The organism is Succinispira mobilis DSM 6222 (genome assembly GCF_000384135.1).
Lineage (GTDB): Bacteria > Bacillota > Negativicutes > Acidaminococcales > Succinispiraceae > Succinispira > Succinispira mobilis.
Genome location: NZ_KB913028.1, coordinates 157,332 through 182,770, shown reverse-complemented (window position 1 = coordinate 182,770; position 25,439 = coordinate 157,332). Strand labels below are relative to the sequence as shown.

The 25,439-nt window shown below is 38.4% G+C and carries 27 protein-coding genes and 1 tRNA gene; 14 read left to right on the top strand and 14 right to left on the bottom strand.

Going from position 1 to position 25,439, the window contains the following annotated elements; all coding sequences use genetic code 11:
- Nucleotides 1-75: 75 nt before the first annotated feature.
- From SUCMO_RS0100895 to SUCMO_RS11260, 3 genes are all read right to left on the bottom strand, one after another.
- On the bottom strand, nt 76-477 hold the full coding sequence (locus tag SUCMO_RS0100895) for an ExbD/TolR family protein (RefSeq protein ID WP_019878497.1): 402 nt from the start codon (nt 475-477) through the stop codon (nt 76-78).
- On the bottom strand, nt 470-1,081 hold the full coding sequence (locus SUCMO_RS10070; protein WP_019878496.1) for a MotA/TolQ/ExbB proton channel family protein: 612 nt from the start codon (nt 1,079-1,081) through the stop codon (nt 470-472). Before SUCMO_RS10070 ends, SUCMO_RS0100895 begins: the two co-directional genes overlap by 8 nt.
- 265 nt (nt 1,082-1,346) lie before the next feature.
- Nucleotides 1,347-1,508, bottom strand: coding sequence for a Com family DNA-binding transcriptional regulator (locus tag SUCMO_RS11260; RefSeq protein ID WP_019878494.1), 162 nt, complete (start codon nt 1,506-1,508; stop codon nt 1,347-1,349).
- Between the two features lie 169 nt (nt 1,509-1,677).
- Here SUCMO_RS11260 and SUCMO_RS11350 point away from each other — a divergent pair, with 169 nt between their 5' ends.
- The 3 genes from SUCMO_RS11350 to nifU all read left to right on the top strand — a co-directional run bounded on the left by SUCMO_RS11350 (nt 1,678) and on the right by nifU (nt 4,249).
- Nucleotides 1,678-1,818: a hypothetical protein gene (locus SUCMO_RS11350; RefSeq protein ID WP_019878493.1), complete on the top strand. Its 141-nt coding sequence runs from the start codon at nt 1,678-1,680 to the stop codon at nt 1,816-1,818.
- Nucleotides 1,819-2,587: 769 nt separating this feature from the next.
- Complete coding sequence (gene nifS / locus SUCMO_RS0100875) at nt 2,588-3,808, top strand: cysteine desulfurase NifS (RefSeq protein ID WP_019878491.1); 1,221 nt, start codon at nt 2,588-2,590, stop codon at nt 3,806-3,808.
- A gap of 12 nt (nt 3,809-3,820) precedes the next feature.
- Entirely contained in the window at nt 3,821-4,249 is a 429-nt protein-coding gene (nifU, locus tag SUCMO_RS0100870; RefSeq protein WP_019878490.1) for a Fe-S cluster assembly scaffold protein NifU, read from the top strand.
- 245 nt (nt 4,250-4,494) lie between these two features.
- On the opposite strand, the gene SUCMO_RS0100865 is transcribed toward nifU, so the two are convergent.
- From SUCMO_RS0100865 to SUCMO_RS0100815, 11 genes are all read right to left on the bottom strand, one after another.
- Entirely contained in the window at nt 4,495-5,016 is a 522-nt protein-coding gene (locus SUCMO_RS0100865) for a Gx transporter family protein (protein ID WP_019878489.1), read from the bottom strand.
- A gap of 7 nt (nt 5,017-5,023) precedes the next feature.
- Nucleotides 5,024-5,392 (bottom strand): NusG domain II-containing protein, encoded by a 369-nt coding sequence (locus tag SUCMO_RS0100860; protein ID WP_019878488.1) that lies wholly within the window; start codon nt 5,390-5,392, stop codon nt 5,024-5,026.
- Between the two features lie 302 nt (nt 5,393-5,694).
- On the bottom strand, nt 5,695-6,723 hold the full coding sequence (locus tag SUCMO_RS0100855) for an FAD:protein FMN transferase (protein WP_019878487.1): 1,029 nt from the start codon (nt 6,721-6,723) through the stop codon (nt 5,695-5,697).
- A gap of 505 nt (nt 6,724-7,228) precedes the next feature.
- Nucleotides 7,229-8,035: an RnfABCDGE type electron transport complex subunit B gene (gene rnfB, locus SUCMO_RS0100850; RefSeq protein ID WP_019878486.1), complete on the bottom strand. Its 807-nt coding sequence runs from the start codon at nt 8,033-8,035 to the stop codon at nt 7,229-7,231.
- Between the two features lie 26 nt (nt 8,036-8,061).
- Entirely contained in the window at nt 8,062-8,652 is a 591-nt protein-coding gene (locus SUCMO_RS0100845) for an electron transport complex protein RnfA (RefSeq protein ID WP_019878484.1), read from the bottom strand.
- A gap of 2 nt (nt 8,653-8,654) precedes the next feature.
- Entirely contained in the window at nt 8,655-9,278 is a 624-nt protein-coding gene (gene rsxE, locus SUCMO_RS0100840; RefSeq protein ID WP_019878483.1) for an electron transport complex subunit RsxE, read from the bottom strand.
- Nucleotides 9,279-9,290: 12 nt separating this feature from the next.
- Entirely contained in the window at nt 9,291-9,857 is a 567-nt protein-coding gene (locus SUCMO_RS10065) for an RnfABCDGE type electron transport complex subunit G (protein ID WP_019878482.1), read from the bottom strand.
- Nucleotides 9,858-9,859: 2 nt separating this feature from the next.
- The gene (locus SUCMO_RS0100830) at nt 9,860-10,885 is read right to left on the bottom strand and encodes an RnfABCDGE type electron transport complex subunit D (RefSeq protein ID WP_019878481.1); all 1,026 of its coding nucleotides are present in this window, start codon (nt 10,883-10,885) and stop codon (nt 9,860-9,862) included.
- 12 nt (nt 10,886-10,897) lie between these two features.
- A complete protein-coding gene (gene rsxC / locus SUCMO_RS0100825; RefSeq protein ID WP_019878480.1) occupies nt 10,898-12,211 on the bottom strand; it encodes an electron transport complex subunit RsxC in 1,314 nt (437 codons plus the stop codon).
- Nucleotides 12,212-12,234: 23 nt separating this feature from the next.
- On the bottom strand, nt 12,235-12,654 hold the full coding sequence (locus tag SUCMO_RS0100820) for a SoxR reducing system RseC family protein (RefSeq protein ID WP_019878479.1): 420 nt from the start codon (nt 12,652-12,654) through the stop codon (nt 12,235-12,237).
- Nucleotides 12,655-12,930: 276 nt separating this feature from the next.
- A tRNA-Ala gene (locus SUCMO_RS0100815) sits at nt 12,931-13,006 on the bottom strand.
- Nucleotides 13,007-13,226: 220 nt separating this feature from the next.
- Here SUCMO_RS0100815 and SUCMO_RS0100810 point away from each other — a divergent pair.
- The 11 genes from SUCMO_RS0100810 (at nt 13,227) to SUCMO_RS0100765 (ending at nt 25,414) form a co-directional block, all read left to right on the top strand.
- On the top strand, nt 13,227-13,808 hold the full coding sequence (locus tag SUCMO_RS0100810) for a hypothetical protein (protein WP_019878478.1): 582 nt from the start codon (nt 13,227-13,229) through the stop codon (nt 13,806-13,808).
- Nucleotides 13,809-14,227: 419 nt separating this feature from the next.
- On the top strand, nt 14,228-14,449 hold the full coding sequence (locus SUCMO_RS0100805; RefSeq protein ID WP_019878477.1) for a hypothetical protein: 222 nt from the start codon (nt 14,228-14,230) through the stop codon (nt 14,447-14,449).
- Nucleotides 14,433-18,416, top strand: coding sequence for a hemagglutinin repeat-containing protein (locus SUCMO_RS0100800; protein ID WP_019878476.1), 3,984 nt, complete (start codon nt 14,433-14,435; stop codon nt 18,414-18,416). Before SUCMO_RS0100805 ends, SUCMO_RS0100800 begins: the two co-directional genes overlap by 17 nt.
- Nucleotides 18,416-18,883, top strand: coding sequence for a hypothetical protein (locus SUCMO_RS0100795; RefSeq protein ID WP_019878475.1), 468 nt, complete (start codon nt 18,416-18,418; stop codon nt 18,881-18,883). Before SUCMO_RS0100800 ends, SUCMO_RS0100795 begins: the two co-directional genes overlap by 1 nt.
- 195 nt (nt 18,884-19,078) lie before the next feature.
- Entirely contained in the window at nt 19,079-22,351 is a 3,273-nt protein-coding gene (locus SUCMO_RS0100790; protein ID WP_019878474.1) for a hemagglutinin repeat-containing protein, read from the top strand.
- A gap of 12 nt (nt 22,352-22,363) precedes the next feature.
- Nucleotides 22,364-22,924: a hypothetical protein gene (locus SUCMO_RS0100785; protein ID WP_019878473.1), complete on the top strand. Its 561-nt coding sequence runs from the start codon at nt 22,364-22,366 to the stop codon at nt 22,922-22,924.
- A 298-nt stretch (nt 22,925-23,222) separates the two neighbouring features.
- On the top strand, nt 23,223-23,651 hold the full coding sequence (locus SUCMO_RS0100780; protein ID WP_019878471.1) for a hypothetical protein: 429 nt from the start codon (nt 23,223-23,225) through the stop codon (nt 23,649-23,651).
- 75 nt (nt 23,652-23,726) lie between these two features.
- Nucleotides 23,727-23,873, top strand: coding sequence for a hemagglutinin repeat-containing protein (locus SUCMO_RS11735; RefSeq protein ID WP_083938761.1), 147 nt, complete (start codon nt 23,727-23,729; stop codon nt 23,871-23,873).
- Between the two features lie 41 nt (nt 23,874-23,914).
- Entirely contained in the window at nt 23,915-24,367 is a 453-nt protein-coding gene (locus tag SUCMO_RS0100775; protein ID WP_019878470.1) for a hypothetical protein, read from the top strand.
- A gap of 218 nt (nt 24,368-24,585) precedes the next feature.
- A complete protein-coding gene (locus tag SUCMO_RS0100770; RefSeq protein ID WP_019878469.1) occupies nt 24,586-24,990 on the top strand; it encodes a hypothetical protein in 405 nt (134 codons plus the stop codon).
- Nucleotides 24,974-25,414: a hypothetical protein gene (locus SUCMO_RS0100765; RefSeq protein ID WP_019878467.1), complete on the top strand. Its 441-nt coding sequence runs from the start codon at nt 24,974-24,976 to the stop codon at nt 25,412-25,414. Before SUCMO_RS0100770 ends, SUCMO_RS0100765 begins: the two co-directional genes overlap by 17 nt.
- Nucleotides 25,415-25,439 lie beyond the last annotated feature (25 nt).

The following is a 25,439-nucleotide window of genomic DNA, read 5'->3' as shown; positions in this document are numbered from 1 at the left end:
GAAAAGTTTCAGGAAAATATGTTAGATATTTCCCTGAAACTTTTTGAGAGGGTAGTTATATACTAACTGAGCCTGTTATTTGGGTTCAGTAGCAATCGAAATGTTTTCGGCGCCAGCTTTTTTAGCTTCATCGAGAATTTTTACAACTGAGCCAAAGGGAATAACTTTATCCGATTGAATTTCTAAAGTTTTAGCTCCTGGCTTGTTTTGGTAAATAGCCGCAAGTGCCGCATAAACTTGCTCTGGAGCTACCTGGTTTTCGGCTAGATAAATACTGCCATCGGCTTTAATAGTTAAAATTACGGTAGTTTGCCCTTGAACTTGACCACTTTCGGCCTCGGGTAAAGCTACAGGTAATTGTGGTTTGGCATAACAGGAAGTTAACATGAAAAAAATAAGTAGCAGAAACACTACGTCAATTAGCGGTGTTAAATCTAGCTGACTGCGTTTGGGTTCATGTTCATTAAACCTAATCAACTTTCTCACTCCCTAGCAAATGTACCAGGTCATTGGCACAATGTTGCATTTTAAAAGCCCAAGATTTCACTTTGTCTTCTAAAAAATGATGCGCAATCATTGTCGGAATTGCCACAAATAAACCCGCGACAGTAGTAATTAAGGCTTCCCAAATTCCGCCTGCTAGTAAAGAAGGATCGACTATGCCTTTGATTTCGGCTAGACTTCTAAAGGCTTCAACCATCCCCAAAACTGTACCTAAAAGACCAATTAAGGGGGCGATGCGCCCAATTAACTCTAAGATATGCAAGCGTTCGTTTAAACGTTGTAATTCTAACGAGCCAGAGGTAGACAATAATTCTTCTAAAGCCGTAAGGCTTTTATCAGGAGCGGTAAGAGCTACAAAACTTAAAGCGGCAACAGGACCAGGAGTTTCTTTGGCTAATTGCTCAGCTTGAGAAAAATTTTGCTCTTTTACTAATTGTTTAAACTGGGAATAAAAATTTTTGTTGCGATTGGCACGACAAAAATGATAGCTTCTTTCTAAAATTAAAGCTACAACTAAAATAGAACACAGTAAAAGCGGATACATTAACGGGCCGCCTTTTAAGAAAAAACTACTCATGCTATTACCTTCCTTTTATAAAACTTATTAATTGCTAAGAATTTCATAGACTCATCTATAGGGAATATCAGTCCAAGGAATACAAAACACTAATATATGAGACAATAAGAAAATTAAAAAACTTCATATTAAATACCTTGTGTTTTTACAATAATTGTGCAGTTACAAATAGACAGGCAGAAATAGACACTCAAAACAGTTAGCCTAGGCTAATCTTATCTTAAAATAAAAAAGCCCCGGACATGATGTATTATGTCACGGAGCTCTAACGGCTCTCTAGAGAAGGGGTGCCTTTAGGTTTAGTTACGCTGTGATCCTTAGCTGTAATTATTTGCACATGGTTACACTTCGGACACTTAATTTCAATAGCTTTCACGCTACCGCGAAACAATAAACGATTACACTTTTGACAACGGACTTCTTGCATATTTTCACCTCACTCAAAGTTAGCACTTTTAGGAAGGCTAAAAAATTTGAGTTAAATTGTTGGCGGGGCTGTTTCAGGCTTCTGTTTTAAATAAGATTTCGTAAGAAAATAAAATTTCGGAAGATAAGAGCTTAAAATAAAAAATATCAGAATCAGTTAAAACAAATTAATGAAAATGAAAACCATTACCAACGATAAATATTATGTAACTTTTATAGATTTTTGTCAAGCCCTAGATTTGCCTAAAAACGCAAGTAGCGGCGAATTAATAGTTTGCCAAATTAGTTTTTTAGCTAAAGATATGACTTGAGTTAGGCTAAATTCGGTGTTTAGACAGGTAAGCTCCAGTAAAAAATTAGCTAGACAAAAATGTTAGTTTTGGCTAACTTGGCGGCTTTCCAGTAAATTAACTTGTTTAAATATTAAAAATAATATAATATAAGAAATAAGAAGAATAACGGGAGATGAAACCATATGCCTAATTGCGAAAAATGTAAAAATTTTTTTTATATGGTGGACTGTATAATTTGTAGTGAATGTGGCTTAGCATTTTGCGAAGAATGTTATAAAAAGCATGATTGCTATTTTGAACACTTGTTACGGCAAGGCTCCGGGTTAACAGAGATGCAGACAAATAAAGAAATTTTATTGGGTGAGCAAGTAAACTGCGAAAATAGTCTCAAGAGCGGAAATGGGGCATTTAAAAACTAAGCTAGCAAAGTTTTAAGGTCTTGCTAGCTTAACTCCACTTGCAGAAAGTTTGTAACCGTTTGGCAACCTAAACAGCTTGCGCTAGTTTTAGTCGAACTAAGGGCAGAGACTTAGCTGGGGGACTTGTCCCCCAATATTCCCAAATAATTTTTATTCAGCTAGGGGGAGTCCAATAGCTACAGATGGGAACTGGAGAGGAAAATAATAAAAAGTGTGGAAAAATTAGCGAAGTACTAAGAAAATAACGGGAAAAGTATTTACAAATTATAGTTTTTCTGTTACTATAAACAAAGAAAGTGGAGTAAAATAGTCGGATATAAAAACTCTATGATTTCTAAGTTGAAAAATACGCGAGGGAGGATTCGGTTGTGAGAGAGGTTTATTTGGATAATGCCGCTACTACGCGAGTAGATGAGCGCATAGTTAAATTAATGACAGAAGTAATGTTGGATGCCTATGGCAATCCATCTAGTGTACATAGAGTAGGTCGTAAAGCTAAGGTGTATTTAGATAAGGCTCGGGAACAAGTAGCAGCTTTGTTAAATGCCCAAAAAGATGAAATATTTTTTACTAGTGGTGGGACTGAGTCCGATAATATGGCCTTGCGCGGCGTGGCTTACGCAAAACGTGCTAAAGGCAAACATATTATTACAACACAGGTGGAGCATCATGCGATTTTGCATGCTTGTGAGCAATTAGAAAAAGAAGGTTTTAGTGTAACCTATTTACCTGTAGATGAATATGGGATGGTAAGTGTAGCTGCGGTAGAGGCGGCAATTACGCCAGAGACTATTTTAATTAGTGTAATGTATGCTAATAATGAAATTGGCACAATTATGCCGATTAAAGAAATTGGTGCTTTGGCTCGGGCTAAAGGAATTTTGTTTCACACGGATGCGGTGCAAGCCGCAGGCCAACTAGAATTAGATGTAGTGCGCGATAATGTGGACCTATTAAGTATGACAGCCCATAAAATTCACGGGCCTAAAGGTTCGGGCGCAATTTATATTCGCCGTGGCGTGCGGTTACAACCAATGTTACGTGGCGGTGCCCAAGAGCGTCAAGTGCGTCCAGGGACAGAAGCTGTGCCAGGCATTGCAGGCTTAGGTTTGGCGGCAGAACTTGCTAGAGAGAATTTAGGAAAGAATTCCGCTTATGTGGCCGATTTACGCGACAAGTTAATAAGTGGCTTGTTTGAAAAAATTCCGTTTTTACGCTTAAATGGACATCCAACGCAAAGACTAGCTAATAATGCGAATGTGAGCATCGAATATATTGAAGGTGAAGGGATGTTATTGAGCTTAGATATGGTGGGTATTGCGGCATCTAGCGGTTCGGCATGTACCAGTGGCTCTTTAGACCCATCGCATGTGCTTTTGGCGACTGGCTTAGACCATGCGACAGCACATGGTTCTTTACGCTTAAGTTTGTCACATGAAACAACTTTGGCAGATATTGAATATGTATTAGAAAAATTGCCCCCAATCGTAGAACGGTTAAGAGCGATGTCACCATTGTATGATGCTAAAGTTTTGCAATGTGCTCGTGCAGAACAACGTGGAAATGATTGCCTTAGGGCGTGTAAATAACAGGAGGTAAGTATGTACAGCGAAAAAGTAATGGATCATTTTTCTAATCCTCGCAATGTAGGGGAAATAGAAAATGCAAGTGGTGTAGGCCAAGTAGGTAATCCTACATGTGGCGATATTATGCGGTTTTATATTGTGGTTGAAGATAATATTATTACAGATATTCGGTTTAAAACTTTTGGGTGTGGGGCGGCGATTGCTACTAGTAGTATGGCTACCGAATTAGCTAAAGGTAAAACTATTGAACAGGCGTTGGAATTAACTAATAAAGCTGTAGCAGAAGCTTTAGATGGCTTGCCACCTGTAAAAATGCACTGTTCTAATTTGGCCGCAGATGCGCTAAAAGCAGCTATTATTGATTACAAAAAAAATCAAGGTGAAGATGTAAGCGACTTGCAAATTTGCGATCATGATTGTCATGGCTGTTGTGGAGGGCATTAATTCTAGGCTAAGCTTGTGGTGTTGTCAGGCGAAGTTTGAAGTTAGTTGCCGTATTAAGAGTGAAAATTAACCAGATTTTTAAATTAGTTAAGTTTAGGCTTAGCTAAAGCGAAGTTAGCTGATGGCAGTTACAATAAAAAATATAAGCACATACTTTTTGCATCCTTGTTAATGACAAGGCTTAGCTAAGAAAGTATGTGCTTTTTTATTTTGAATTAACTTTATTCTCGGCCAGCATTGTAGCGCTAGTTGGAACTTTGATGTTGATAAGCTAGCGGGAGTTGGCGTAGCAGCCGACTTAATAATAAGCCAGTTAATAGGCCCGTGGGAACTGATATAACTAACATATAAGGTAGATAGTAGTAAACAAAATTAGTTGACAATAGATAACTAGCTACGCTTAATTGAGCTAGGTTGTGGCTAGTGGCCCCAATAATGCTGAGTCCATAATAAGAAAAGCGAAAATAATTTTGACTTTGAGCAACATACATAAGCAAACAAGCGCTTATACCTCCAGCTATAGCGAGAAAAAAACCAGGGGCAAATAAAGTACCACTGAGTAGACTACTTAGGCAGACACGTAATAGAGTAACGCCAAGAGCAGGGAGTAAACCCATTACTATTAGTAGATATAGAGAAACAATATTGGACAGTCCTAGTTTGAAGCCAGGAAATAGTAGTGGCAACTCTAAGCTGCGTTCTAGCAATTGTAAGCACAAAGCTAGCGCCGTTAACAGCGCCAATTGTAAAAGTTGTTTAGTAGACATAAGGGCCTCACTTTATGATTGCATCAAATTCGCTCTCCTGAGGTTCAGGAAAGAAAATGACAACCTTGTTTGGTAGGCAAACTATCTGTTGCGGGTAATGATTAATGGCGCCCAGGCGTTCGCAGTCATGGTCGGGGCAGTCTGCATTTTGCACATAAAAACCTTGGGCATCAGCGACGAGGGTTAGCTGGCCGTGCACGCCTTGAATAATCAAACTACTGGGTTCGGAACTACGTGGTAGTTTATATTTTATCAAACCATCGACACTTACAAATACTTGGGTAGCCGTCTGGTTAGTGGGTGATTGTTGCAGAAACAGTAGTAAAGCTAGGCTTAGTAGGCTGACAATTAAAAATTTGTCGGCAGGTTTTAGCATCTCTTCACCTCGATTTTGTGGTTGCTGGTTATTTGAACTAGCCCTTAGCTAGCGAATTGCTTTTTAAATCCTAAGCTGTAATAAGAGTCGTTGGGCAAAAGGAGATAGCTTAGTAAGTACTTGGTAAGTATATTACATTATGATACGTCTCAAGAAGTCCCCACCTCTGTAGGCGTAGGGGAGTTAATCTAGCTATTAGCTAGCTAATTGTTTCTTAATTTTAAGGGGTATTTGCTGAGTAGAAAGAAACTAGGTTTCATATTCGACAATATCCAGTATTTTTTAGTTTAGTTAGTAGGGTGTTAGTTCGGCTTCGAGATAGTCATTTGAGCAGTTAAAGCCGCAGTGCTGGTGACTTGTTGTTGAGAATCAACCAGTAAAGCCTGTACATGCGGATAATGTTGAGCGATAAATTCTAAAGTGGCAGATTTGCCTAAAATTAGACAGAGACTCGAGGGAAAAGTTGGCGCGGGAAATTTAGCAAATAGGGTGGCCGAACTCAGACTGTTAGTTGGATAACCTGTTTTGAGATCAAAAATATGATGATAACGCTGGTTATCGACGAGAAAATAGCGTTGGTAGTCGCCAGAGGTAGCTACTTGATCCCAAGATTCTAGGCGGACTTTAGCGATTATGGCTTGGGAGTTTCGTGGATGTTGCACACCGATTGTCCAGGGCTGGCCTTGCGGGTTTTGACCGAGAGTGTAGATATCACCACCACCATTTATTAAAGCGTGTTTAACTTGCTGTTGGGCAAGGAGGGAACGCACCTGTAATAAAATATAGTTTTTAGCGATACCACCTAAATCTACCCCCATATTTTTATCCAAGAGAAAGGCAGTTTGGGTGGTTGCATCTAATTGGAGGCGCTTGAAATTGACTAAGCTTAAACTTTGGCGAATAGCCGCTGCGCTAGGTACAGTTTCTTGCCCCTTGCCAATTGCCCATAAGTCTACTAGTGGTTTAATAGTAGGGTCAAAAGCTCCGTTGCTTTGTTGGGCATAAAGTTGCGCTTGTGCTAAGACTGCAAAAGTTTCGGGGCTAAGTTTTACAGGAGCTAGGCCAGCTTGTTGGTTTAGCTGACTAATTTCACTAGTTTTTTGGTGCGCATCGAATAAAGCTTCTAAGCGTTTGATTTCAGCGCTTGCTTGTTCGAGAGCGCGCGGCGCTTGCTCGCCATAGGCTGTAATTTCGATAACTGTATCTAGAGCAAACAGGGTGGTTTTATGAGCTTGTTTGTTAGGACTACAACCAGTTATCGATAAGAAAATTAGCAAACTAAGGACAATAACTAGTTTGTGCCGCCAATGAATTTTACGATTTATATACATTATAGATACTCCATATATACCAAATATAAAAACACTAAGAACACTAAAAACACTAAGAACACTAAGAACACTAAGAACACTAAGAACACTAAGAACACTAAGAACACTAAGAACACTAAGAACACTAAGAACACTATATAAAAGAAAGCATTGGATAAAGCTATATAATAGGAAAGAATTGTTAACTATTTATAGAGATATTGCAGAAAAAATAAGCGTTTGCTTAAAATATAAAAACAAAAACTTAAAAATATAAGATAACTAATGCACGGAGCTAATGCCAGGAAATTACTGCCAGGTCGTTAGTGCACTCAAGATAAATAGCAACTAATGCAAAGAACTAATGCAAAGAACTAATGCAAAGAACTAATGCACGATAGTTATGAAAAATAGCTAAAGTAATATAGCTAATGCCAGACACCCAAAATCTGAAAGTAATTTTCACGCTAGGTTTGTAGCTAGAAAACAAGATAGTTAACGCTAGACACCAACACCATTTAATTTGCTAAACTAAAAATGCTTGCAAAGCTTTGGTCGGGCACTTAGTTAAACAAACAGCGTTTGTGCAAGTTTGACAAATTTCGTGCTGCACTTCAGGTAAGTTATTGTGCATGGTAATTGCTTGCAAGGGGCAGGTTTTAGCGCAAATAGTGCAACCAATACAAGCAGCACTGCAATCTTTTTTTGCGCTAGCACCTTTGCCCAGGCTATGACAGGCAACGTGCACTTTGGCGGTTAAAGGTACTAGGGAAATTAGTTGCTTGGGACAGGCTTCTTGACATTTACCGCAGGCCGTACATTTATGGGCGTCCACTACCGGTAAATGGTTTGCACCTAAGGATAAGGCTTCAAACGGACAGGCTTGGATACAACTGCCCAAACCTAAACAGCCAAATTGACAAGCTTTAGCACCATTAAATAAACTATTGGCAGCGGCGCAATCCTTGATGCCTTGATACAAATATTTGTTTTGGGCCACAGCAGGCGTGCCAGCACAATGAATTTTAGCAATTTTGGGCTCAATGGCGGCAGCTTGTTTGCCAGTTAACTTAGCAACTTCTTTAGCGACCATATCTTTACCAGGAATACATAAATTAGCGGGCACTTTAGGATCTAAAACTACCGCTTCAGCATAGGCTAAACAGCCAGGGTAACCACAGGCACCACACTGCCCTTTGGGTAAAATATCTTCGACAATATGAATGAGCGGATTGACTTCAGTTTTAAATTTTTTATTGGCATAGGCTAATAAAAAGCCAAAAGCAATGCCTAAGATCGTCATAATTAATAAAATTATTAGGGCTGTATTCATAGTTTCTATCTCCCTTAACAATTACTTTAGGTTAGCGGAATCATCCCGGCAAAACCAAAAAAAGCTAGAGCCAAAAGGCCAGCCAAAATAAAGGCAATGCCTAGACCTTGCAAGGATTTTGGGACTGCGGCATATTGTAACTTTTCGCGTAAACTGGCCATAAGAATTATTGCCAGGGCAAAACCCACACCAGAGCCAAGCGCGAAAACTACCGTTTGTAAAAACCCATAGCCGAGTTCGGAGCTAATTAAAGGTACCCCTAAGACAATACAATTTGTAGCAATTAAAACCAAATAAATACCCCACATATTATAGAGAGTCGGGGCATATTTTTTGATAACCATCTCCAATAATTGCACAAAACTAGCAATTAACAGGACAAAAACAATTGTAGTTAAAAAGGTTAAATCAAGCGGCACTAACAAAAAGTTATAAATTAGCCAAGCTAAGGCGGAGCTAGCCGTCATAACTGCGGTTACAGCCATGCCCATGCCGATCGAAGCATCTAAGCTTTTCGATACGCCAAAGAAAATACATAAGCCTAAAAATCTAGTTAAGACAAAATTATTAACAATCGCGGCACTCATAAATAATAAAAAATATGCAGTTAAATCCATAATTAGTTGCCTCCTTTAGCCAGGGCGACTTTTTTTTCTTGATGGGCTTGGAGGAGGTTAAAGCCACCGATTAACAGGCCAATTACCAAAAACCCACCTGGCGGGAGGATAAAAATTAGCGCGGGATTATACCAGCTACCTAAAATTTGATAGCCTAAAATACTACCACTACCAAAAAGTTCACGGATACAGCCGATTAACACCATCGCTAGCAAAAAGCCTGTCCCCATGCCGAGACCGTCAAAAAAAGAAGGCACTACGGTATTTTTGGTAGCGAAAACTTCAGCGCGGGCTAAAATAATCGCAAACACCACAATTAAAGATAGGTAAATACCTAAAGAAGCATAAATTAATGGGAAGTAGGCGGATAAAAACAATTGAACTAGCGTTACGAGCGTGGCAATAATGGTAATAAATACCGGCACTCGAACTTCTGGTAAAATATGATTACGAAAAATAGAAACAACCGTGTTGTTAGCTGTAATAACAAATAGTACAGCCAAGCCCATGCCTAGCCCATCTTGCACATTAGATGTAACAGCTAAAGCAGGACAGAGACTAAGCGCGAGACGAAAAATGGGATTTTGTTCAAACAAACCTTTATAAAAAACAGACCACAACTTCATAGTGAACCTCCGTTATTTTTTAGATATTTGTTCGGGATGTTGGGCAAAATATTCTTTAGCTTCCTGCAAAGCGGTTTTAAAAGAGTTAGTTACGGCGCGAGAGGTAATGGTAGCTCCCGTGAGCGCTTGAATATTATTTTTGCTAGGTGTTTTGACTACGACTAGCTCCTCGAGCGTTTTGCCCGCGAATTGTTCGCGAAAAACTGGTTTAGTTGCTTTATCGCCCAGACCTGGCGTTTCATTGTGTTTAAGAATCCGATAATCTAGAGCCTGAAAAGTGGGGGAAATTGCCACTAACATTTTGATTTCGCCGCCATAACCTTGGCCGTGCGCGGGCGCAATTACAGCTAATAACTGTCCATCTTTTTGCGCTAAATACCAACCAGCTTTTTCGGGAATCGGCTTAAATTTATTAGCTTGCGGTACTAGTTCTTGCAAGGCCGCTTCTTTCATTTTGACAGCTTCTTGAGCTGCGATAGGAGCTGTAACGGCATAAGTAGCCGCAATAATTGCGCCAGATAAAATACAAGCGAGGGCCAAATTAGTGCCGATTTTAAAAATACTATTATTTGCTGACATAATTACCTCCGATGCCCAAATGGTGTGGGCTTGATTAACTTGTCAATTAAAGGTGTCACTGCATTCATAAGTAAAATTGAATAACTTACACCTTCGGGATAACCGCCTTTAAGGCGAATTAGTGTGGCGATAATACCCGCGCCGAGCGCAAAAACGAACTGACCTTTTTTAGTAATCGGAATAGTAACCATATCGGTAGCCATGAAAAAAGCGCCTAAGAACAGACCGCCAGAGAGCATATGCAAAAGAGGATCGCCGCTAAATAAAGTCGAGCCGCCAAAAATCCAGCTTAACACGCCAACAGTGGCAATCATGGTTACAGGTACTTGCCAATTGATATAGCCGCGATAAATTAAGAAAATGCCGCCTAAGAGCAACAATAAACAGGATGTTTCACCCAAACAACCACCGCGTAGACCTAAAAATAAGGCAGTATATAAATCTTGGCTACTGCCAAAACTTTGTACCAACGCCTCATAACCTTGGCCTTTTAAAATGCCTAAAGGCGTAGCAGCGGTGAGGGCATCAACTTTATTAGTAGCATAGGCGAGACTATCTAGCTGTTGGTAAAAATCAACTTTAGGCCAAGTGGTCATGGCTAAAGGCCAAGAGGCCATTAAAAAAGCGCGGCCAATTAGTGCGGGATTAAAAATATTATAGCCTAAGCCACCCATCGTATGTTTGGCGAGGCCGATCGCGACAACTGCGCCACTGATACACATATACCAAGGTAAATTGGCGGGTAAATTCATAGCCAAAAGTAAACCCGTAATAACCGCACTACCATCGGTTATGCTGGGGCATTTATTTTGCCATTTTTGAATAAGAAATTCGCTGCCGACACAAGCGCCAATACACCAAGCAATTGTTTTTAGGGCTGGTAAGCCAAATAAATAAATGCTAAAGAGCGTAGCTGGTAATAAAGCAAAAACAACTGACCACATAATCCGCGCAATAGTTTCTTGATTGCGAATATGTGGTGAAGAGGACACAGTCAAAAGCGGATAATCAGTAGTTGCGTTCTTCATCAAGAGGCCTCCTTATTTATTATTCTGAGCATTTAACAATTTTAATAAGCGGATATATTGGACAATATTGCGTTTGGCTGGACAGACAAAGGTGCAACAGCCACACTCAATGCAATCTAACAGATGATATTCTTCTTTAGCAACATTAAATAAGCGGCGTTCGCCTAGAATGCTAAGCATATTGGGGAGCAGTTGCATAGGACAGGCAGTTACGCAACTACCACAACGAATACAAGCATGCTCAGCAGGAATTTCTGCTAGTTTAGGACTCAGCGCCAAAATACCGCAAGTGCTTTTAATAATCGGCACGCTTAAACTATTTTGGGCAATGCCCATCATCGGGCCACCCAAGAGAATTTTCGCGGGCTGTTGGGTAAAGCCCCCGCAGGCTTCAATCGCAAATTGGAGCGTGGTGCCTATTCGAGCGCGCACATTCTGCGGTTCGGCAATACAATCGCCCGCAATAGTAACGGTACGCTCAATAAGTGGAATGTTTTGGCAAACCGCTCGCGCCACTGCAACTAAAGTGCTGACATTTTGCACAATGACACCAACATCCATGGGCAAGCCGCCGCTAGGGATTTCACGCTGTAAAATAGTTTTAATGAGCATTTTTTCAGCACCTTGCGGATATTGGCAAGGTAACTCCACGATTTGGATATTTTCGGGAGGATTTAGTTGACGTAAAAGGGCAATAGCATCAGCTTTGTTACTTTCAATGCCGATATAGGCTTGTTTTAAGGATAAAATTTTTAAAATAATAGCAATACCAGTAAATAGTTCGGTCGCGGACTCGAGCATTGTACGATGATCGGCCGTCAAATAAGGTTCACATTCAGCCCCATTAACTACTAAAATTTCTAATTGCTTACTACTAGGGGGTTGAAGTTTGACATGTGTAGGAAAAGCCGCACCGCCCATACCTACTAAGCCGTGCGCTTGGATTCGTGCTTTTAGTTCATCGCTACTAAAACTTTCCCAAGCTTGGGGTTGATTTAAACCAGTTAGCCAATTATCTTGAAAATCGGGTTGCAAAACAATATATTCACATTCGCCACAAGGCGAGTAACTTTTACTAATTAAATCCACAATTTCTCCAGATGTCGGCGCATGAATGGGAGCACTTACAAAAGCATCAGCTTGCGCAATTACTTGTCCTTTGCGAACCTTCTCGCCTACAGCGACTACAGGTTGACTGGCGGCACCAATGTTTTGATGGGTAGAGATATACAGTTTTTCTGGCAAAGGCAAATCTTTAATAGGTTTGCCAGCTGTAAAGTGCTTATTGGTAGGCGGATGAATACCTTGAAAAAATTTTTTAAACATAGGTCACCTCAGTTAATAAATTTTTAGCGGAGAATAGCCGTAATAATTGGTAATTGGGCTTGCTTGCCACGCGTATATTTTTCATACGTTAAAATGATAAAGAGTGAAAGGGCAAAAAATATCCCCCCTACGAGTGTTTGCTCAAAGGCGGAAAAAGAAATATGTAAATAGCGGGAAATACTTACAAAAAAAATAATACCGCTGGTGGTTAAAATTATTGGTAGCAAATAGACAACAAAGGCGGCGAGCAATAAGTTTTTTTGCGGAATTGCCACTAACACTAGTTGCCCGATTTGTGCGTTAATGGGATTTAAAGCTTGAATAACTGCGGCATTATTCCCTGGACAGGCACCACAGTTATCACAATCATTGTGACGACTAGTTTTAACAGAGGCGGTATACTCTTGGAGCTCGATTACAATTCCTTCTTGATGTTTAGCCATAGTATTGTTTGCTATTTGCAAGCGAATGACAACTAGTACTCGCTTTGCAGGACAAATAGCAGACGTTCACCTCGCTTTACAAATAAAGTGCTGGCTCATAACGTTTCTGCTTACGTTTTATCTCATATGTTAAATTTTATCGCAAAACACTAGGATTAACAAGAAAATATACAGTATTAAGCAAAAAAATATAAAAAAATTAAAAAATTTAAACTGAAAAATTTGGGTAAAACAAAAAACACACTAGTTAATACTAGTGTGTTTTACTATCAAATTTGGTGGAGACGAGCGGGATCGAACCGCTGACCCCCTGCTTGCAAGGCAGGTGCTCTCCCAGCTGAGCTACGCCCCCAAAAAGATTACTTGTTTATTATATTATATTTTAAAAAACTTGTCAACTATTTTACTGGAAAAATTTTAAAATTAAAATCAAAGATAATTAACAGTTCACAATTAAGTCACAAAATGGACCTTGGTTTGACAAAATCTTTTGCTATAATAAACACAAGTTAAGCAGATAGAGCTTAAATAGCTAAAACATAATAAAAATAAAAAATAAGGAGTGTTGAATTATGAATATGAAAAAGATTTTGGCAGGGTTAACTTTAGGAGCAGTGGTATTAGGGGGAGCCGTAATGGCAACTTCACCAGCTTTTGCAGCTGAAAAACTCGGTAAAGGCTTTCGGGATGGGGTACATTGCAACTATGCAGATTTAAGTCAAGAGGGTAAAGCAGAAATGCAAAACTACCATCAAAGAAAAATCAATTTACACCAAGAGTTTTTGCAAAGTCAAGTTGCCGCAGGTAAAATGACTCAAGCAGAAGCAGATGCTAAAATAACTTTAATGCAAGAGCGTTTTAAAGCAATGCAGTCTGGCAATTTCCAAAACAGAATGGCGGGGGCAATGTCCGAGCAAGATCGAGCGCAACACCAAGAATTTCGTGATAAAATGTTTGCTCTAAATAAAGAACATATTAAAAATATGGTAGCTAATAAAAGTATGACTCAAGAGCAAGCTGATAAAATGTTAGAGCGTATGGCAACTATGCAAGCAGGCCCTAAAGGCAATCAACATAAAGGCCATGGCCCAGAAGGAATGCACAAAGGTCCTGGAGGACATGGGATGCACCGTGAGGAATGCCCTAACAACTAAGTACAACAATTGAACAACTTAGCTTTAGCAGGTAAAATCTCCTCTGGTTTTAAATAAATATAAAAAACAACTGATAGACAAAAAGTCATCAGTTGTTTTTTTGTTTGTATGTATCAGAAATACATTAGTGACAAGCGGAATACTGCATTTTAATTAGTTAAAGCGTTAAATTATTAAAGAAAAATTAAAAATAGTCCTACAAAATAGGACTTAAAACCTACAAAAACCAGGACTAAAGTCGCGAAATTTTGCATAATGTTTACAAAAAATAACGAACATAGTAAAATATATGCATTTATTGCGTAACTGATAGAAATTAAAAGGAGCCGTGTGCGGAAAACAAAAAAATGTATATCTATACCCCTTGATATTGTGGAAATTGTCCATAAAAACCAAATACTGAAACTAAGGAGCTCGGCATGTTTTTAAAAAGCAACTCAAAAAACTGGCAGACCAAGTTAACCCTTTGGGGCTTAGTAGCAAATTTAGTACTACAGCCAATTTTTTCAAGTACAGTGTTAGCAGAACAATCCCAAGTCGAAGTGGATAAAAATACGGGTAAAATATATGCCGACGAAATTGCTTTAGCGGGCGGGGAAATAAATAACTACGCCGAAGGAGCAGTTGCGCCGGTTATTTAATTATAAAACTTGGTTATCTTCCGACTATTTTCAAGAGCAACTAAAATATGACCCTGACGTAACGCACAAAAAATTAGGGGATGGGTTTTATGAGCAAAAATTAGTAAATGAACAAGTTATGGCGATAACTGGGCAAAAATATCTAGGGACTTACCAAGATGCCCAAGCACAATACCAAGGACTAATGGAAAATGCTGTGAAATTTGGGCAAAGTAGCGGTGCACAACTAGGCGTAGCACTGACGGCAACGCAATTACAAAACTTAAAACAAGATATTGTGTGGTTAGTAGAAAAAGAAGTGCTCTTGCCAGATGGCAAAATAGTGAAAGCCTTAGTACCACAGGTATACTTGCAAGCTGATAGTAGCAAAGGGGCGCAAGGCAATGCTGTAATTGGCGCTCAAGAAATAGATTTTAAAGTAGTTAATGAAATTTTAAACCAAGGAACAATTGTCGCTAAAGACAAGTTGCAGTTGGCGGCCACTAATATTAATAATAACGGTGGCAAAATACAAGGCTCGGAAATCGCAATTAAAGCGGTAGAAGATTTTAATAATCGTGGGGGCAAAATCTTAGCAACGCAACAAATTACACTTGAGGCGGGAGGCGATGTAAATTTAGAAAGTACGGTAAATGAGCAACGCAATGCCCAAGGTCAAGTACGCAATATTGCTAGTGTAAGTAGCGTAGAAGTAGCGGCAAATAACGGCAAGCTGCAAATTAAAGCAGGACGTGATTTGAACTTAAAAGCTAGTAATGTGCAAAGTGCAGGTAGTGCAGATTTAACCGCCCAAGGCCAAGTAAAAATTAGCACAGTAACTGTAGCCGAAGGACATAATCTGGAATGGGATGCAAATAATAAACGCCAAGACTATACTAGTCAAGAAATAGGCAGTCAGGTAGTGGCAGCCGGCAATTTAAAAATAAAAGCGGGCGAGAATTTAGAAATTCGTGCGAGTAACGTCGGCAGTTCTGAACAACTAACATTGCAAGCAGAAAAAAACGTGACTATTCAAGCTGGCAAAACACAAGTACAAGTACAAGAAAATCACTTAAATACAGGTAAAAGCGGTGGCGGTAGTAAAATAACGACACGCACTAATCAAAGTTTACAAGCCAGCGAAAGTATTGCCAGCAATTTAGCAGGAAAAAATATCAGCATAACAGGACAAAATGTTGCGGTTGAACAAGGCCAAATAACGGCTGAACAAGAGCTGAAAGTCCAAGCAACGGAGCAGATAAAAATAAAAGCTGGTCAAAATAGCACTAGCAGTAGTAGTCAAGAAAGCAGTCGCAAAGCAGGAATGTTTTCTAAATCTAGCAAAGACGTACAACAAACTAGTAGCCAACAAAGTTTAAGTGCTAGTACTTTGTCAGGCGGAACAGTTCAACTACAAGCCCAAGAGACCATTCAAATTCAGGCGAGTAATGTAGTTGGGGAGCAAGATGTACAATTAAAAGCAGATAAAGGCATAGTAATTGAGGCTGGACAAGAAAAACTGGTAAGTAGTAGCCATACGCAAGAGAAAAAATCCGGCCTATTTACGAGTGGACTAAACATCACGCTAGGGAAACAAAGTAATAAAAATGCCTACCAACAGGGAGAAACGACCAATTTAGGAAGTGTAGTTGGTAGTGTCCAAGGAACAGTAGACATTGAAAGCCAAGCGGCAGTAACAGTGCAAGCTAGTAATATAAAAGCAGGCAAAGACCTAAAAATTAGCGGTAGCCAAGTAAATATTACCGATGCCCAGGCAGAATATAGCAGTAAAGAACAACAAGAAAGCAAACAAAGTGGCCTAAGTATCGGTCTAGGTGGAGGCTTAGTAAGTAAAGTACAAGAAGTAGCGCAACCGCTAGAGCGCGCAACGCAAGTCCAAGATAAACGCTTGCAAGCACTCTATGCCTATAAAGCGGTAGATAAGCTACAAGATTTAAAAACCGCAGATACAACAGGTCGGGATTTAAAGCTAAATATTAGTTTAGGAACAAGCAAAAGTAGCAGTAACAGCGAAAGCTATAGCCAAGTAAGCCAAGGCAGTAGCCTTCAAAGCCAAGAAAATCTAGAAATTACCGCGACAGCAGGTGATCTAACAGTTCAAGGCTCAGAGTTAAGCGGTAAAAATATTAGCTTAAAAGCCCAAGAAAATATCCAAATCCTAGCAGGCACCAATAGCAATACTAGTAGCAGTAACAGCCAAAGTAGTTCGGCAAGTATTGGGGTAGAAGTAGGTGTGGGCGGCATTAGTGGCGTAAATCTAGCTGCAGTCAAACAACAAGGCAAAATCAAAGAAAATGGTACGAGCTATACCGCAAGTCAAATAACTGCAACCGACAAATTAGCACTAGAAAGTGGCAAAGACCTACAAGTAATTGGCTCTCAAGCCACAGCAGAGCAAGTACAAGCTAAAGTCGGTGGTAACTTAGAGATAGCTAGTCTACAAACCAAAGAAAGCTATAAAGAAGAAAATCAAGGGGCTTCAATAGGGCTAAGCGCTAAAGTAAAACCTACGGGCAACTTAGGCAAAGGCGCGATCACAGGTGGGGTTAACCAAGGAAAAATCAACTCAGACTATCAAAGTGTAACCGAACAAGCAGGTATTTATGCTGGCCAAGTAGGGTTTGATATTCAAGTTGGCAAGAATACTGATCTAAAAGGCGCGGTAATTGCCAGTGAAGCTACAGCGGAGAAAAATAAACTGTCGACAGGCACGTTAAGTTATAGCGATATTGACAATAAAGCGGAATATCAGGCTAGCAGTATGGGCATAAATGTTAATACCAGTGGTGATGCCAAATATAACGAAAAAGGGATAACGCCAGCAATTGGAATTGGGGCAGAAGGTAAAGCCCAATCTACTACTAAAGCAGCAATTGCCCCAGGGACAATAGAAGTTCGAGATAACCCTAACCAAGATTTAAGTAATTTAAGTCGCGATACAAAAGGAAGCTTAAATCAACTAGGGAAAATTTTCGACAAAAAAACTATCCAAGAACGGCAAGAATTAGCCAAGATGTTTGGTGAACTAGCCTATGAACAAGTACATAAACTTTCGGTAAAAGAATTAACGAAAGCGAAATTTGCTTTAGCGGTTGCGCAAGATAAGAAGCCACAAGATGATAAAAGAATAAAAGAACTTCAAGCCCAAGTTGCGGCATGGTCGGAAGGTGGCAGCAATAAAATAGCCCTACATAGCATTGTTGGTGGGGTGATGGCAGACTTGGGTGGGGGCAATGGTTTTGCTGGCGCAGTAGGTGCAGGCTTAAATGAAGCTGTCCAAGACAAATTAAGCAAAACCTTTAAAAACAAGCCAGATTTACATCAATGGGCAAGTGCGATAATTGGTGCAACCGCCGCCAAAGTAGTAGGTGGTAATGCCCAAACAGGAGCAAGTACCGCAGCTAGTGGCACGAAGAATAATAACTTGGATGAGGAAATTTTAGCTCAAAACGGTGCATCTGATTATGAAATTTTGACAGAGAGTAACAGGTACTATATAGATGCATTGGCTGAGGCCAGACTAGATAAAAATACAATAATTGTCACGCAACCTGATGGAACAATTACCTATGAATATAAGGAGAATATGAAACTTGGAGATCTTATTGATAAAGAATCCCTTATTATAAATACAGCGACGACAATACCAGATAGTGTTTTATCAAAAGCTACTGGTATAGATGGTCCTGTTGGGAGATTAAATTTGATGATTGTTATAAATGAAGATTCCAAGAAACATAGCGGAAAAGATTTTGGTATTGCCGTGATATCTGATGTAGCAGGATATGGAGCAGGGGAAGTATTTTCTAATGCATTGAAAATAGAAAATACAGTTGGAACTGCGATGGTCATTATATATGGAACAAGAGTAGGTATTAATATTGGATGCGGAATGTTAGGTGATGCAACAGGCAAAAAATTTCGTGAAATTATAAAGGATTTTGATAGAAGGAATGGTGATAAATAGTGCTACGATATTTAATTGGTTTTGGAACACTGGTAATGCTATTTTTGGTGCTGATACAAGTAATACCGAAGAGGTGGTTAATAATTTGGTCATTTATTGTAGTTTTTCATGAATTTTTCAAGGTGTTTTTTGATAATTTAGACAAAAAATATTATCATGAAAAAAAATATATGTGGAATTTTATTTTAGGCATGCTGATGCTAATAATTAGCATCATAGCATTTGCACTATCTTATTTTAATTATATTGAATTTGAGTTGTATCATATAGCAATGTTAATTTTTGGGGCAACGCTAACCATTTATGGTAGAAGAAAGTTAGTGTATCTAAAAATGCAAGATGATAAGTCCAGTAAAGATCTAATAGAAGAGTACAAAAGGTTATCATCGTCTTTAAAAAAAGCATATTTTACATTGACTTTATTTTTAGCAATATGTGTATATATAATTTTTTTGTATTTGTCTTAAGCATTAGAGAGGGCAGGTTTTAACTGTGGGGGCTAGTAAAGGGAAATAGGTGAAAAAACATTGTTTTAGTTGCAATATTGGTTTTTTTAGAAATTTGGCGTAGATGATTATGTAATACAGTGTTAATTTGCAGATAAAACAAATTATTGTTTGGCGACTTAGATTAGTTCAAATTTGCTTAAAGCAGGACGTGATTTGAACTTAAAAGCTAGTAATGTGCAAAGTGCAGGTAGTGCAGATTTAACCGCCCAAGGCCAAGTAAAAATTAGCACAGTGACTGTAGCCGAAGGGCATAATCTGGAATGGGATGCAAATAATAAACGCCAAGACTATACTAGTCAAGAAATAGGCAGTCAGGTAGTGGCAGCTGGCAATTTAAAAATAAAAGCGGGCGAGAATTTAGAAATTCGTGCGAGTAATGTCGGCAGTTCTGAACAACTAACATTGCAAGCAGAAAAAAACGTGACTATTCAAGCTGGCAAAACACAAGTACAAGTACAAGAAAATCACTTAAATACAGGTAAAAGCGGTGGCGGTAGTAAAATAACGACACGCACTAATCAAAGTTTACAAGCCAGCGAAAGTATTGCCAGCAATTTAGCAGGAAAAAATATCAGCATAACAGGACAAAATGTTGCGGTTGAACAAGGCCAAATAACGGCTGAACAAGAGCTGAAAGTCCAAGCAACGGAGCAGATAAAAATAAAAGCTGGTCAAAATAGCACTAGCAGTAGTAGTCAAGAAAGCAGTCGCAAAGCGGGAATGTTTTCTAAATCTAGCAAAGACGTACAGCAAACTAGTAGCCAACAAAGTTTAAGTGCTAGTACTTTGTCAGGCGGAACAGTTCAACTACAAGCCCAAGAGACCATTCAAATTCAGGCGAGTAATGTAGTTGGGGAGCAAGATGTACAATTAAAAGCAGATAAAGGTATAGTAATTGAGGCTGGACAAGAAAAACTGGTAAGTAGTAGCCATACGCAAGAGAAAAAATCCGGCCTATTTACGAGTGGACTAAACATCACGCTAGGGAAACAAAGTAATAAAAATGCCTACCAACAGGGAGAAACGACCAATTTAGGAAGTGTAGTTGGTAGTGTCCAAGGAACCGTAGACATTGAAAGCCAAGCGGCAGTAACAGTGCAAGCTAGTAATATAAAAGCAGGCAAAGACCTAAAAATTAGTGGTAGCCAAGTAAATATTACCGATGCGCAGGCAGAATATAGCAGTAAAGAACAGCAAGAAAGCAAACAAAGTGGCCTAAGTATTGGCCTAGGTGGAGGCTTAGTAAGTAAAGTACAAGAAGTAGCGCAACCGCTAGAGCGAGCAACGCAAGTCCAAGATAAACGCTTGCAAGCACTCTATGCCTATAAAGCGGTAGATAAGCTACAAGATTTAAAAACCGCAGATACAACAGGTCGGGATTTAAAGCTAAATATTAGTTTAGGAACAAGCAAAAGTAGCAGTAACAGCCAAAGTAGTTCGGCAAGTATTGGGGTAGAAGTAGGTGTGGGCGGTATTAGTGGCGTAAATTTAGCCGCAGCCAAACAACAAGGCAAAATCAAAGAAAATGGTACGAGCTATACCGCAAGTCAAATAACTGCAACCGACAGATTAGCACTAGAAAGTGGCAAAGACCTACAAGTAATTGCCTCTCAAGCCACAGCAGAGCAAGTACAAGCCCAAGTCGGTGGGAACTTAGAGATAGCTAGTCTACAAACCAAAGAAAGCTATAAAGAAGAAAATCAAGGGGCTTCAATAGGGCTAAGCGCTAAAGTAAAACCTACGGGTAACTTAGGCAAAGGCGCGATCACAGGTGGGGTTAACCAAGGAAAAATCAACTCAGACTATCAAAGTGTAACCGAACAAGCAGGTATTTATGCTGGACAAGCAGGGTTTGATATCCAAGTTGGCAAGAATACTGATCTAAAAGGTGCAGTAATTGCCAGTGAAGCTACAGCTGAGAAAAACAAATTGTCAACAGGCACGCTAAGTTATAGCGATATTGACAATAAAGCGGAATATCAGGCTAGCAGTATGGGCATAAATGTTAATACCAGTGGTGATGCCAAATATAACGAAAAAGGGATAACGCCAGCAATTGGAATTGGGGCAGAAGGTAAAGCCCAATCTACTACTAAAGCAGCAATTGCCCCAGGGACAATAGAAGTTCGAGATAATCCTAACCAAGATTTAAGTAATTTAAGTCGCGATACAAAAGGAAGCTTAAATCAACTAGGGAAAATTTTCGACAAAAAAACTATCCAAGAACGGCAAGAATTAGCCAAGATGTTTGGTGAACTAGCCTATGAACAAGTACACAAACTTTCGGTAAAAGAATTAAAGAAAGCCCAAGTTGCTTTAGCAATTGCGCAAGATAAGAAGCCACAAGATGATAAAAAAATAAAAGAACTTCAAGCCCAAGTTGCGGCATGGTCGGAAGGTGGCAGCAATAAAATTGCCCTACACAGCATTGTTGGTGGGGTGATGGCAGACTTAGGTGGGGGCAATGGTTTTGCTGGCGCAGTAGGTGCAGGCTTAAATGAAGCTGTCCAAGACAAATTAAGCAAAACCTTTAAAAACAAGCCAGATTTACACCAATGGGCAAGTGCGATAATTGGTGCAACCGCCGCCAAAGTAGTAGGTGGTAATGCCCAAACAGGAGCAAGTACCGCAGCTAGTGGCACGAAGAATAATTATCTAACCCTGGATCAGTATGAAAAACTCCTAGAGGATTGCCAAGCGGTAGCTAATAGAGGCAATGCATTAGCAGTTTATTATAAGAATAGAGAAATAGATGCAGCTCAAGAGGCTGCTTGGTTTGCAGAACATAAAAATGAGGAGCCAGTATCAGTTAATGGTAGAGATGTTTATATTCCGCAACTTGTAGGCGTAGATATCAATGGTAGCAAAGTATATCTTAGCGCAGATGGTGGCAAAATAGTAGTTGATCAGAAAGTTATTGCACCGCAATTTTTGCAACAGGCATTAAATAATTATAATTACAAAGGTCTGCCCAAAGACAAACTTTATTATGTAAGTACGAGTGGTAATATAGCTGGATGTGGTGTAGCCATAACCTTATCAATAAATTCCGATGGGGATACGTTTCAAGAAGTTAAACTCTCCTATAGTAAAGGAGTTAGCGCAATTGAGTTTTCTAAAATTTCAAAAGCGATTAAGGAGTTTGGTTTTTCATATGGTGATGGTACGATGGTTATAAAAAAATCATTGAAAAATATGGAAGAGCAACCCAATGTAGAAAATAGGCATGAGCAGATAAATACAATGACAGGTGTAGGGGTGAATTTTTCAGGAAATATGATGAGTGCGGATTTAAGTATTAGTTTCGCTGGAAATGGCAATGTAATACTTACTGAAGGCAGTACAGCTTCAATAGACGGTGCAGGCATTGGAGGGGGAATAACAATAACCTCATATGTGAGAAATGTTGAAGGTAAAGAACTATAGGGGGAGAAAATAATGGGAAAACTTGTTATCGGCGGATATACATTCGCTACCAGAGGATCGTGGAAAATAACTTGTTACGTTTTGGCAGTAGTTTTCACGATAATGTTAGTGTCGACATTAAAGACAGAACTAAAAAATATGAATGGGGCAATAGAAAAAGAGGAATTAATAAGAAAGGAAGCACGTTTGGTTGGGTTTAAAGAAATATATAGTTTGCAACTTGAGGGTGTGGATAATTCAGCCAAAATTGAAGCGCAAAAAAATTTGGTAGATGGGCGAGATTTTGGCATAAGACGTCAACTTTTCAAGATACATTCCTACTATGGCGGCGGTAGAGAATTAGAGGCCATATACTATGCGGATAAAACTGAAGATGAATTTAAAAAAACATATAAATATGTCCTAGAAGCCCACGGTTGGCAACAAGATAGCAATAGTGAAAATGTTTATGTAAAAGGTAAACTGATATTAAGCTATAAATTTGTCGATAATGCTCAATATGAAAAAGTAAAACATCTTAGAGGTAAAACGATAATGAATGTAAAAGTAATTTATGATAATTCTAGAAAATAAAAATTAGTACAAGCTATAGGCGAAAAGAGAGGGAGTATGAAGCCGATTTCAATTTTAAGAGTAATAATAAATTGGGATAATATTTTGGCTGGCTATAGAGGGAACTATCGTTGATATATTTAGTATATTTTCGCTTAGTATAGACTATAAGAGGTTCAGTAAACGCATAAACTGGGTATATTAATAAATACGGCAAAGTTGAAAAGTGACTAGAAAAAGAGATTGCGCATAGCGTAAATTAAAGTATAGCAAGTACAAGACGAATTATTTATCTAGACAGCTTACGGAGGATGAATAAATGAAAAATAAATTTCGCAAGTTTCAAATTTTATTTTCAATTTTTCTAATAATAGGTTTTAGCATACCCATACTTACATTTTTAGGCGAATATATTCCTAATCCGAATATCTATAAAGACAGAAAGGCGAATATGAAAATCGAATATGAAAATATAATACCACCAAGTGGAGCTAAGGAAATTGATAAAAAAACATATTCTAAAGTTACGCAAATTTGGATATCAGCTGACTACCAGGTTGAGATGAGCAAGGAAGAAATAGAAAAGTATTATAGAAATGAATTATCGCTAAAAGGCTGGAGTTATGATAAAACATTTAAGGATGGTAGCCTAGAATTTAAAAAAGGCAATCTTATCGTTGTATTAATAGCTAAAAATAACGAAGCTAGTGTTGGGTTATATTATGCTGGTGATGGGGCTAATTTTTGAAATATTCAAATGTAAGAATTTTCATGCTCGTTCAATAAACTAGCAGATACAACAGGTCGGGATTTAAAGCTAAATATTAGTTTAGGAACAAGCAAAAGTAGCAGTAACAGCGAAAGCTATAGCCAAGTAAGTCAAGGTAGTAGCCTTCAAAGCCAAGAAAATCTAGAAATTACCGCGACAGCAGGTGATCTAACAGTCCAAGGCTCAGAGTTAAGCGGATAGAAAGTGGAAGAATAGGCAAGAGGGGAGCATAGTGAATAGAAATGTTTAAAGATAATTTAATTTCGGAATTTATTAAATGGAGAAATGCCAATCCAAAAAATTTTAGTTGGTGGAATTATGTAAATCTAAAGTCGGATTTGCAGACTGCACTAGGATTTGCAAAATTATATTATCCTGAAATTGTTGAAGTAGATGGTTGTATTTTATTAAAAGATAAGTTTTCAGAAGAATTATATGAACTTTGGAGAGATGAATGTAAAGGAGAAAAAAGTTGCATAGAAAAAATGATGAATTTATATCAATTGAGAGATTTTTTTCATCTTAAAACTCAAGATGATGGAAACCTGGAATCTCAAATTAAGGCGCTTGGAGATGTTTTAGTACTGTTTTGGGGTATGAGCTTTAAGAATAGATTTCCTGAACGCTTAATTAAAGTAGAAGTGTTTGAGGAAAATGATGGAGAAATGTTTATCACTGTATTTGAAGAAACATAATTATATAAATATGGCAATGGGACTAAAGTCAAAAATATATACATTATAGATGCGCAGGCAGAATATAGCAGTAAAGAACAGCAAGAAAACAAACAAAGTGGCATAAGTATCGGCCTAGGTGGAGGCTTAGTAAGTAAAGTACAATAAGTAGCACAACCGCTAGAGCGAGCAACGCAAGTCCAAGTCGAGATCGTATTTAAGCTAAGTAGGGAGTGAAAATGAGTAATAAAATTATAATAACAACAATCCTTAGTTTTTGTATATTTATTTTAGTGGTAGTAAATAGTTTTCAAGAAAACAAAGAATGGAAAAAAATTGATTTAGATGAAAAAAATTTTTATTTATCTGTAAAACTTCCAAATCAATGTGAGGGTGTTTCGTATAATAAAATTGGAACAAAGAGTGGAATACCGATTATTGCAGCTGTATTTAAGGGAGATAATGTTAATTTAGGACAATTGGAAAAACAATTAATAAACCAAGGCTGGGTTTTTAAGAAAAAAGAAATTATAGATAAAAATAAAAAAAGTTTTTATTTACATTTTGAAAAAGGGGAATATATATATCAATTAATTTCTTATGAAAACGGTGAATGGGGCGAATATATTGCAAAAAAACGATGAGACAAAGAAATATTGGGACAATATATCAATAAGTATTTTAGTAGTAGTATTTTTATCTTCAATTGTTTTTTGTGAAGTTATTAAATTTGTTGACAGAAATGTCTTGCATAATCAATTGGAATACAACGATACCACTTCAAAGTATCTTGTAGAGTTGAAAATGATTGGTACTCCAGAAATGGAAAAACTAATTAGCTATGAGATGGATAAGGGGAAAAGAGGTTCATATAGTAAGTTACATATAATATTTGACTATACTTTGGCGAAAGATGAGGTGTTGAAATATTATCAGAAGAGTTTTACAAAAAACGGTTGGAAATTGGTTTCGGAGCAAAAAAACAATTGGATTTATGAAAAGCAGCAATATCAAATAAATCTCACATATTTAGAAGGAAAATGGAATTTTTTCATGAGCAAGAAATAAGCAAAGATAAATTTTCAACGCTATA

Excerpts from the sequence above, each read along its gene's own strand:
- SUCMO_RS0100775 (WP_019878470.1), top strand. The coding sequence starts at position 23,915 with ATGTTTAAAGATAATTTAATTTCGGAATTTATTAAATGGAGAAATGCC.
- SUCMO_RS0100855 (WP_019878487.1), bottom strand. The coding sequence starts at position 6,723 with ATGTATATAAATCGTAAAATTCATTGGCGGCACAAACTAGTTATTGTC.
- rsxE (WP_019878483.1), bottom strand. The coding sequence starts at position 9,278 with ATGAAGTTGTGGTCTGTTTTTTATAAAGGTTTGTTTGAACAAAATCCC.
- rnfB (WP_019878486.1), bottom strand. The coding sequence starts at position 8,035 with ATGAATACAGCCCTAATAATTTTATTAATTATGACGATCTTAGGCATT.
- SUCMO_RS11260 (WP_019878494.1), bottom strand. The coding sequence starts at position 1,508 with ATGCAAGAAGTCCGTTGTCAAAAGTGTAATCGTTTATTGTTTCGCGGT.
- rsxC (WP_019878480.1), bottom strand. The coding sequence starts at position 12,211 with ATGTTTAAAAAATTTTTTCAAGGTATTCATCCGCCTACCAATAAGCAC.
- SUCMO_RS10065 (WP_019878482.1), bottom strand. The coding sequence starts at position 9,857 with ATGTCAGCAAATAATAGTATTTTTAAAATCGGCACTAATTTGGCCCTC.
- nifU (WP_019878490.1), top strand. The coding sequence starts at position 3,821 with ATGTACAGCGAAAAAGTAATGGATCATTTTTCTAATCCTCGCAATGTA.
- SUCMO_RS0100845 (WP_019878484.1), bottom strand. The coding sequence starts at position 8,652 with ATGGATTTAACTGCATATTTTTTATTATTTATGAGTGCCGCGATTGTT.
- SUCMO_RS10070 (WP_019878496.1), bottom strand. The coding sequence starts at position 1,081 with ATGAGTAGTTTTTTCTTAAAAGGCGGCCCGTTAATGTATCCGCTTTTA.
- SUCMO_RS0100785 (WP_019878473.1), top strand. The coding sequence starts at position 22,364 with ATGGGAAAACTTGTTATCGGCGGATATACATTCGCTACCAGAGGATCG.
- SUCMO_RS0100860 (WP_019878488.1), bottom strand. The coding sequence starts at position 5,392 with ATGCTAAAACCTGCCGACAAATTTTTAATTGTCAGCCTACTAAGCCTA.
- SUCMO_RS0100805 (WP_019878477.1), top strand. The coding sequence starts at position 14,228 with ATGTTTTTAAAAAGCAACTCAAAAAACTGGCAGACCAAGTTAACCCTT.
- SUCMO_RS11350 (WP_019878493.1), top strand. The coding sequence starts at position 1,678 with ATGAAAATGAAAACCATTACCAACGATAAATATTATGTAACTTTTATA.
- SUCMO_RS0100770 (WP_019878469.1), top strand. The coding sequence starts at position 24,586 with ATGAGTAATAAAATTATAATAACAACAATCCTTAGTTTTTGTATATTT.
- SUCMO_RS0100780 (WP_019878471.1), top strand. The coding sequence starts at position 23,223 with ATGAAAAATAAATTTCGCAAGTTTCAAATTTTATTTTCAATTTTTCTA.
- SUCMO_RS0100820 (WP_019878479.1), bottom strand. The coding sequence starts at position 12,654 with ATGGCTAAACATCAAGAAGGAATTGTAATCGAGCTCCAAGAGTATACC.
- SUCMO_RS0100865 (WP_019878489.1), bottom strand. The coding sequence starts at position 5,016 with ATGTCTACTAAACAACTTTTACAATTGGCGCTGTTAACGGCGCTAGCT.
- SUCMO_RS0100810 (WP_019878478.1), top strand. The coding sequence starts at position 13,227 with ATGAATATGAAAAAGATTTTGGCAGGGTTAACTTTAGGAGCAGTGGTA.
- SUCMO_RS0100830 (WP_019878481.1), bottom strand. The coding sequence starts at position 10,885 with ATGAAGAACGCAACTACTGATTATCCGCTTTTGACTGTGTCCTCTTCA.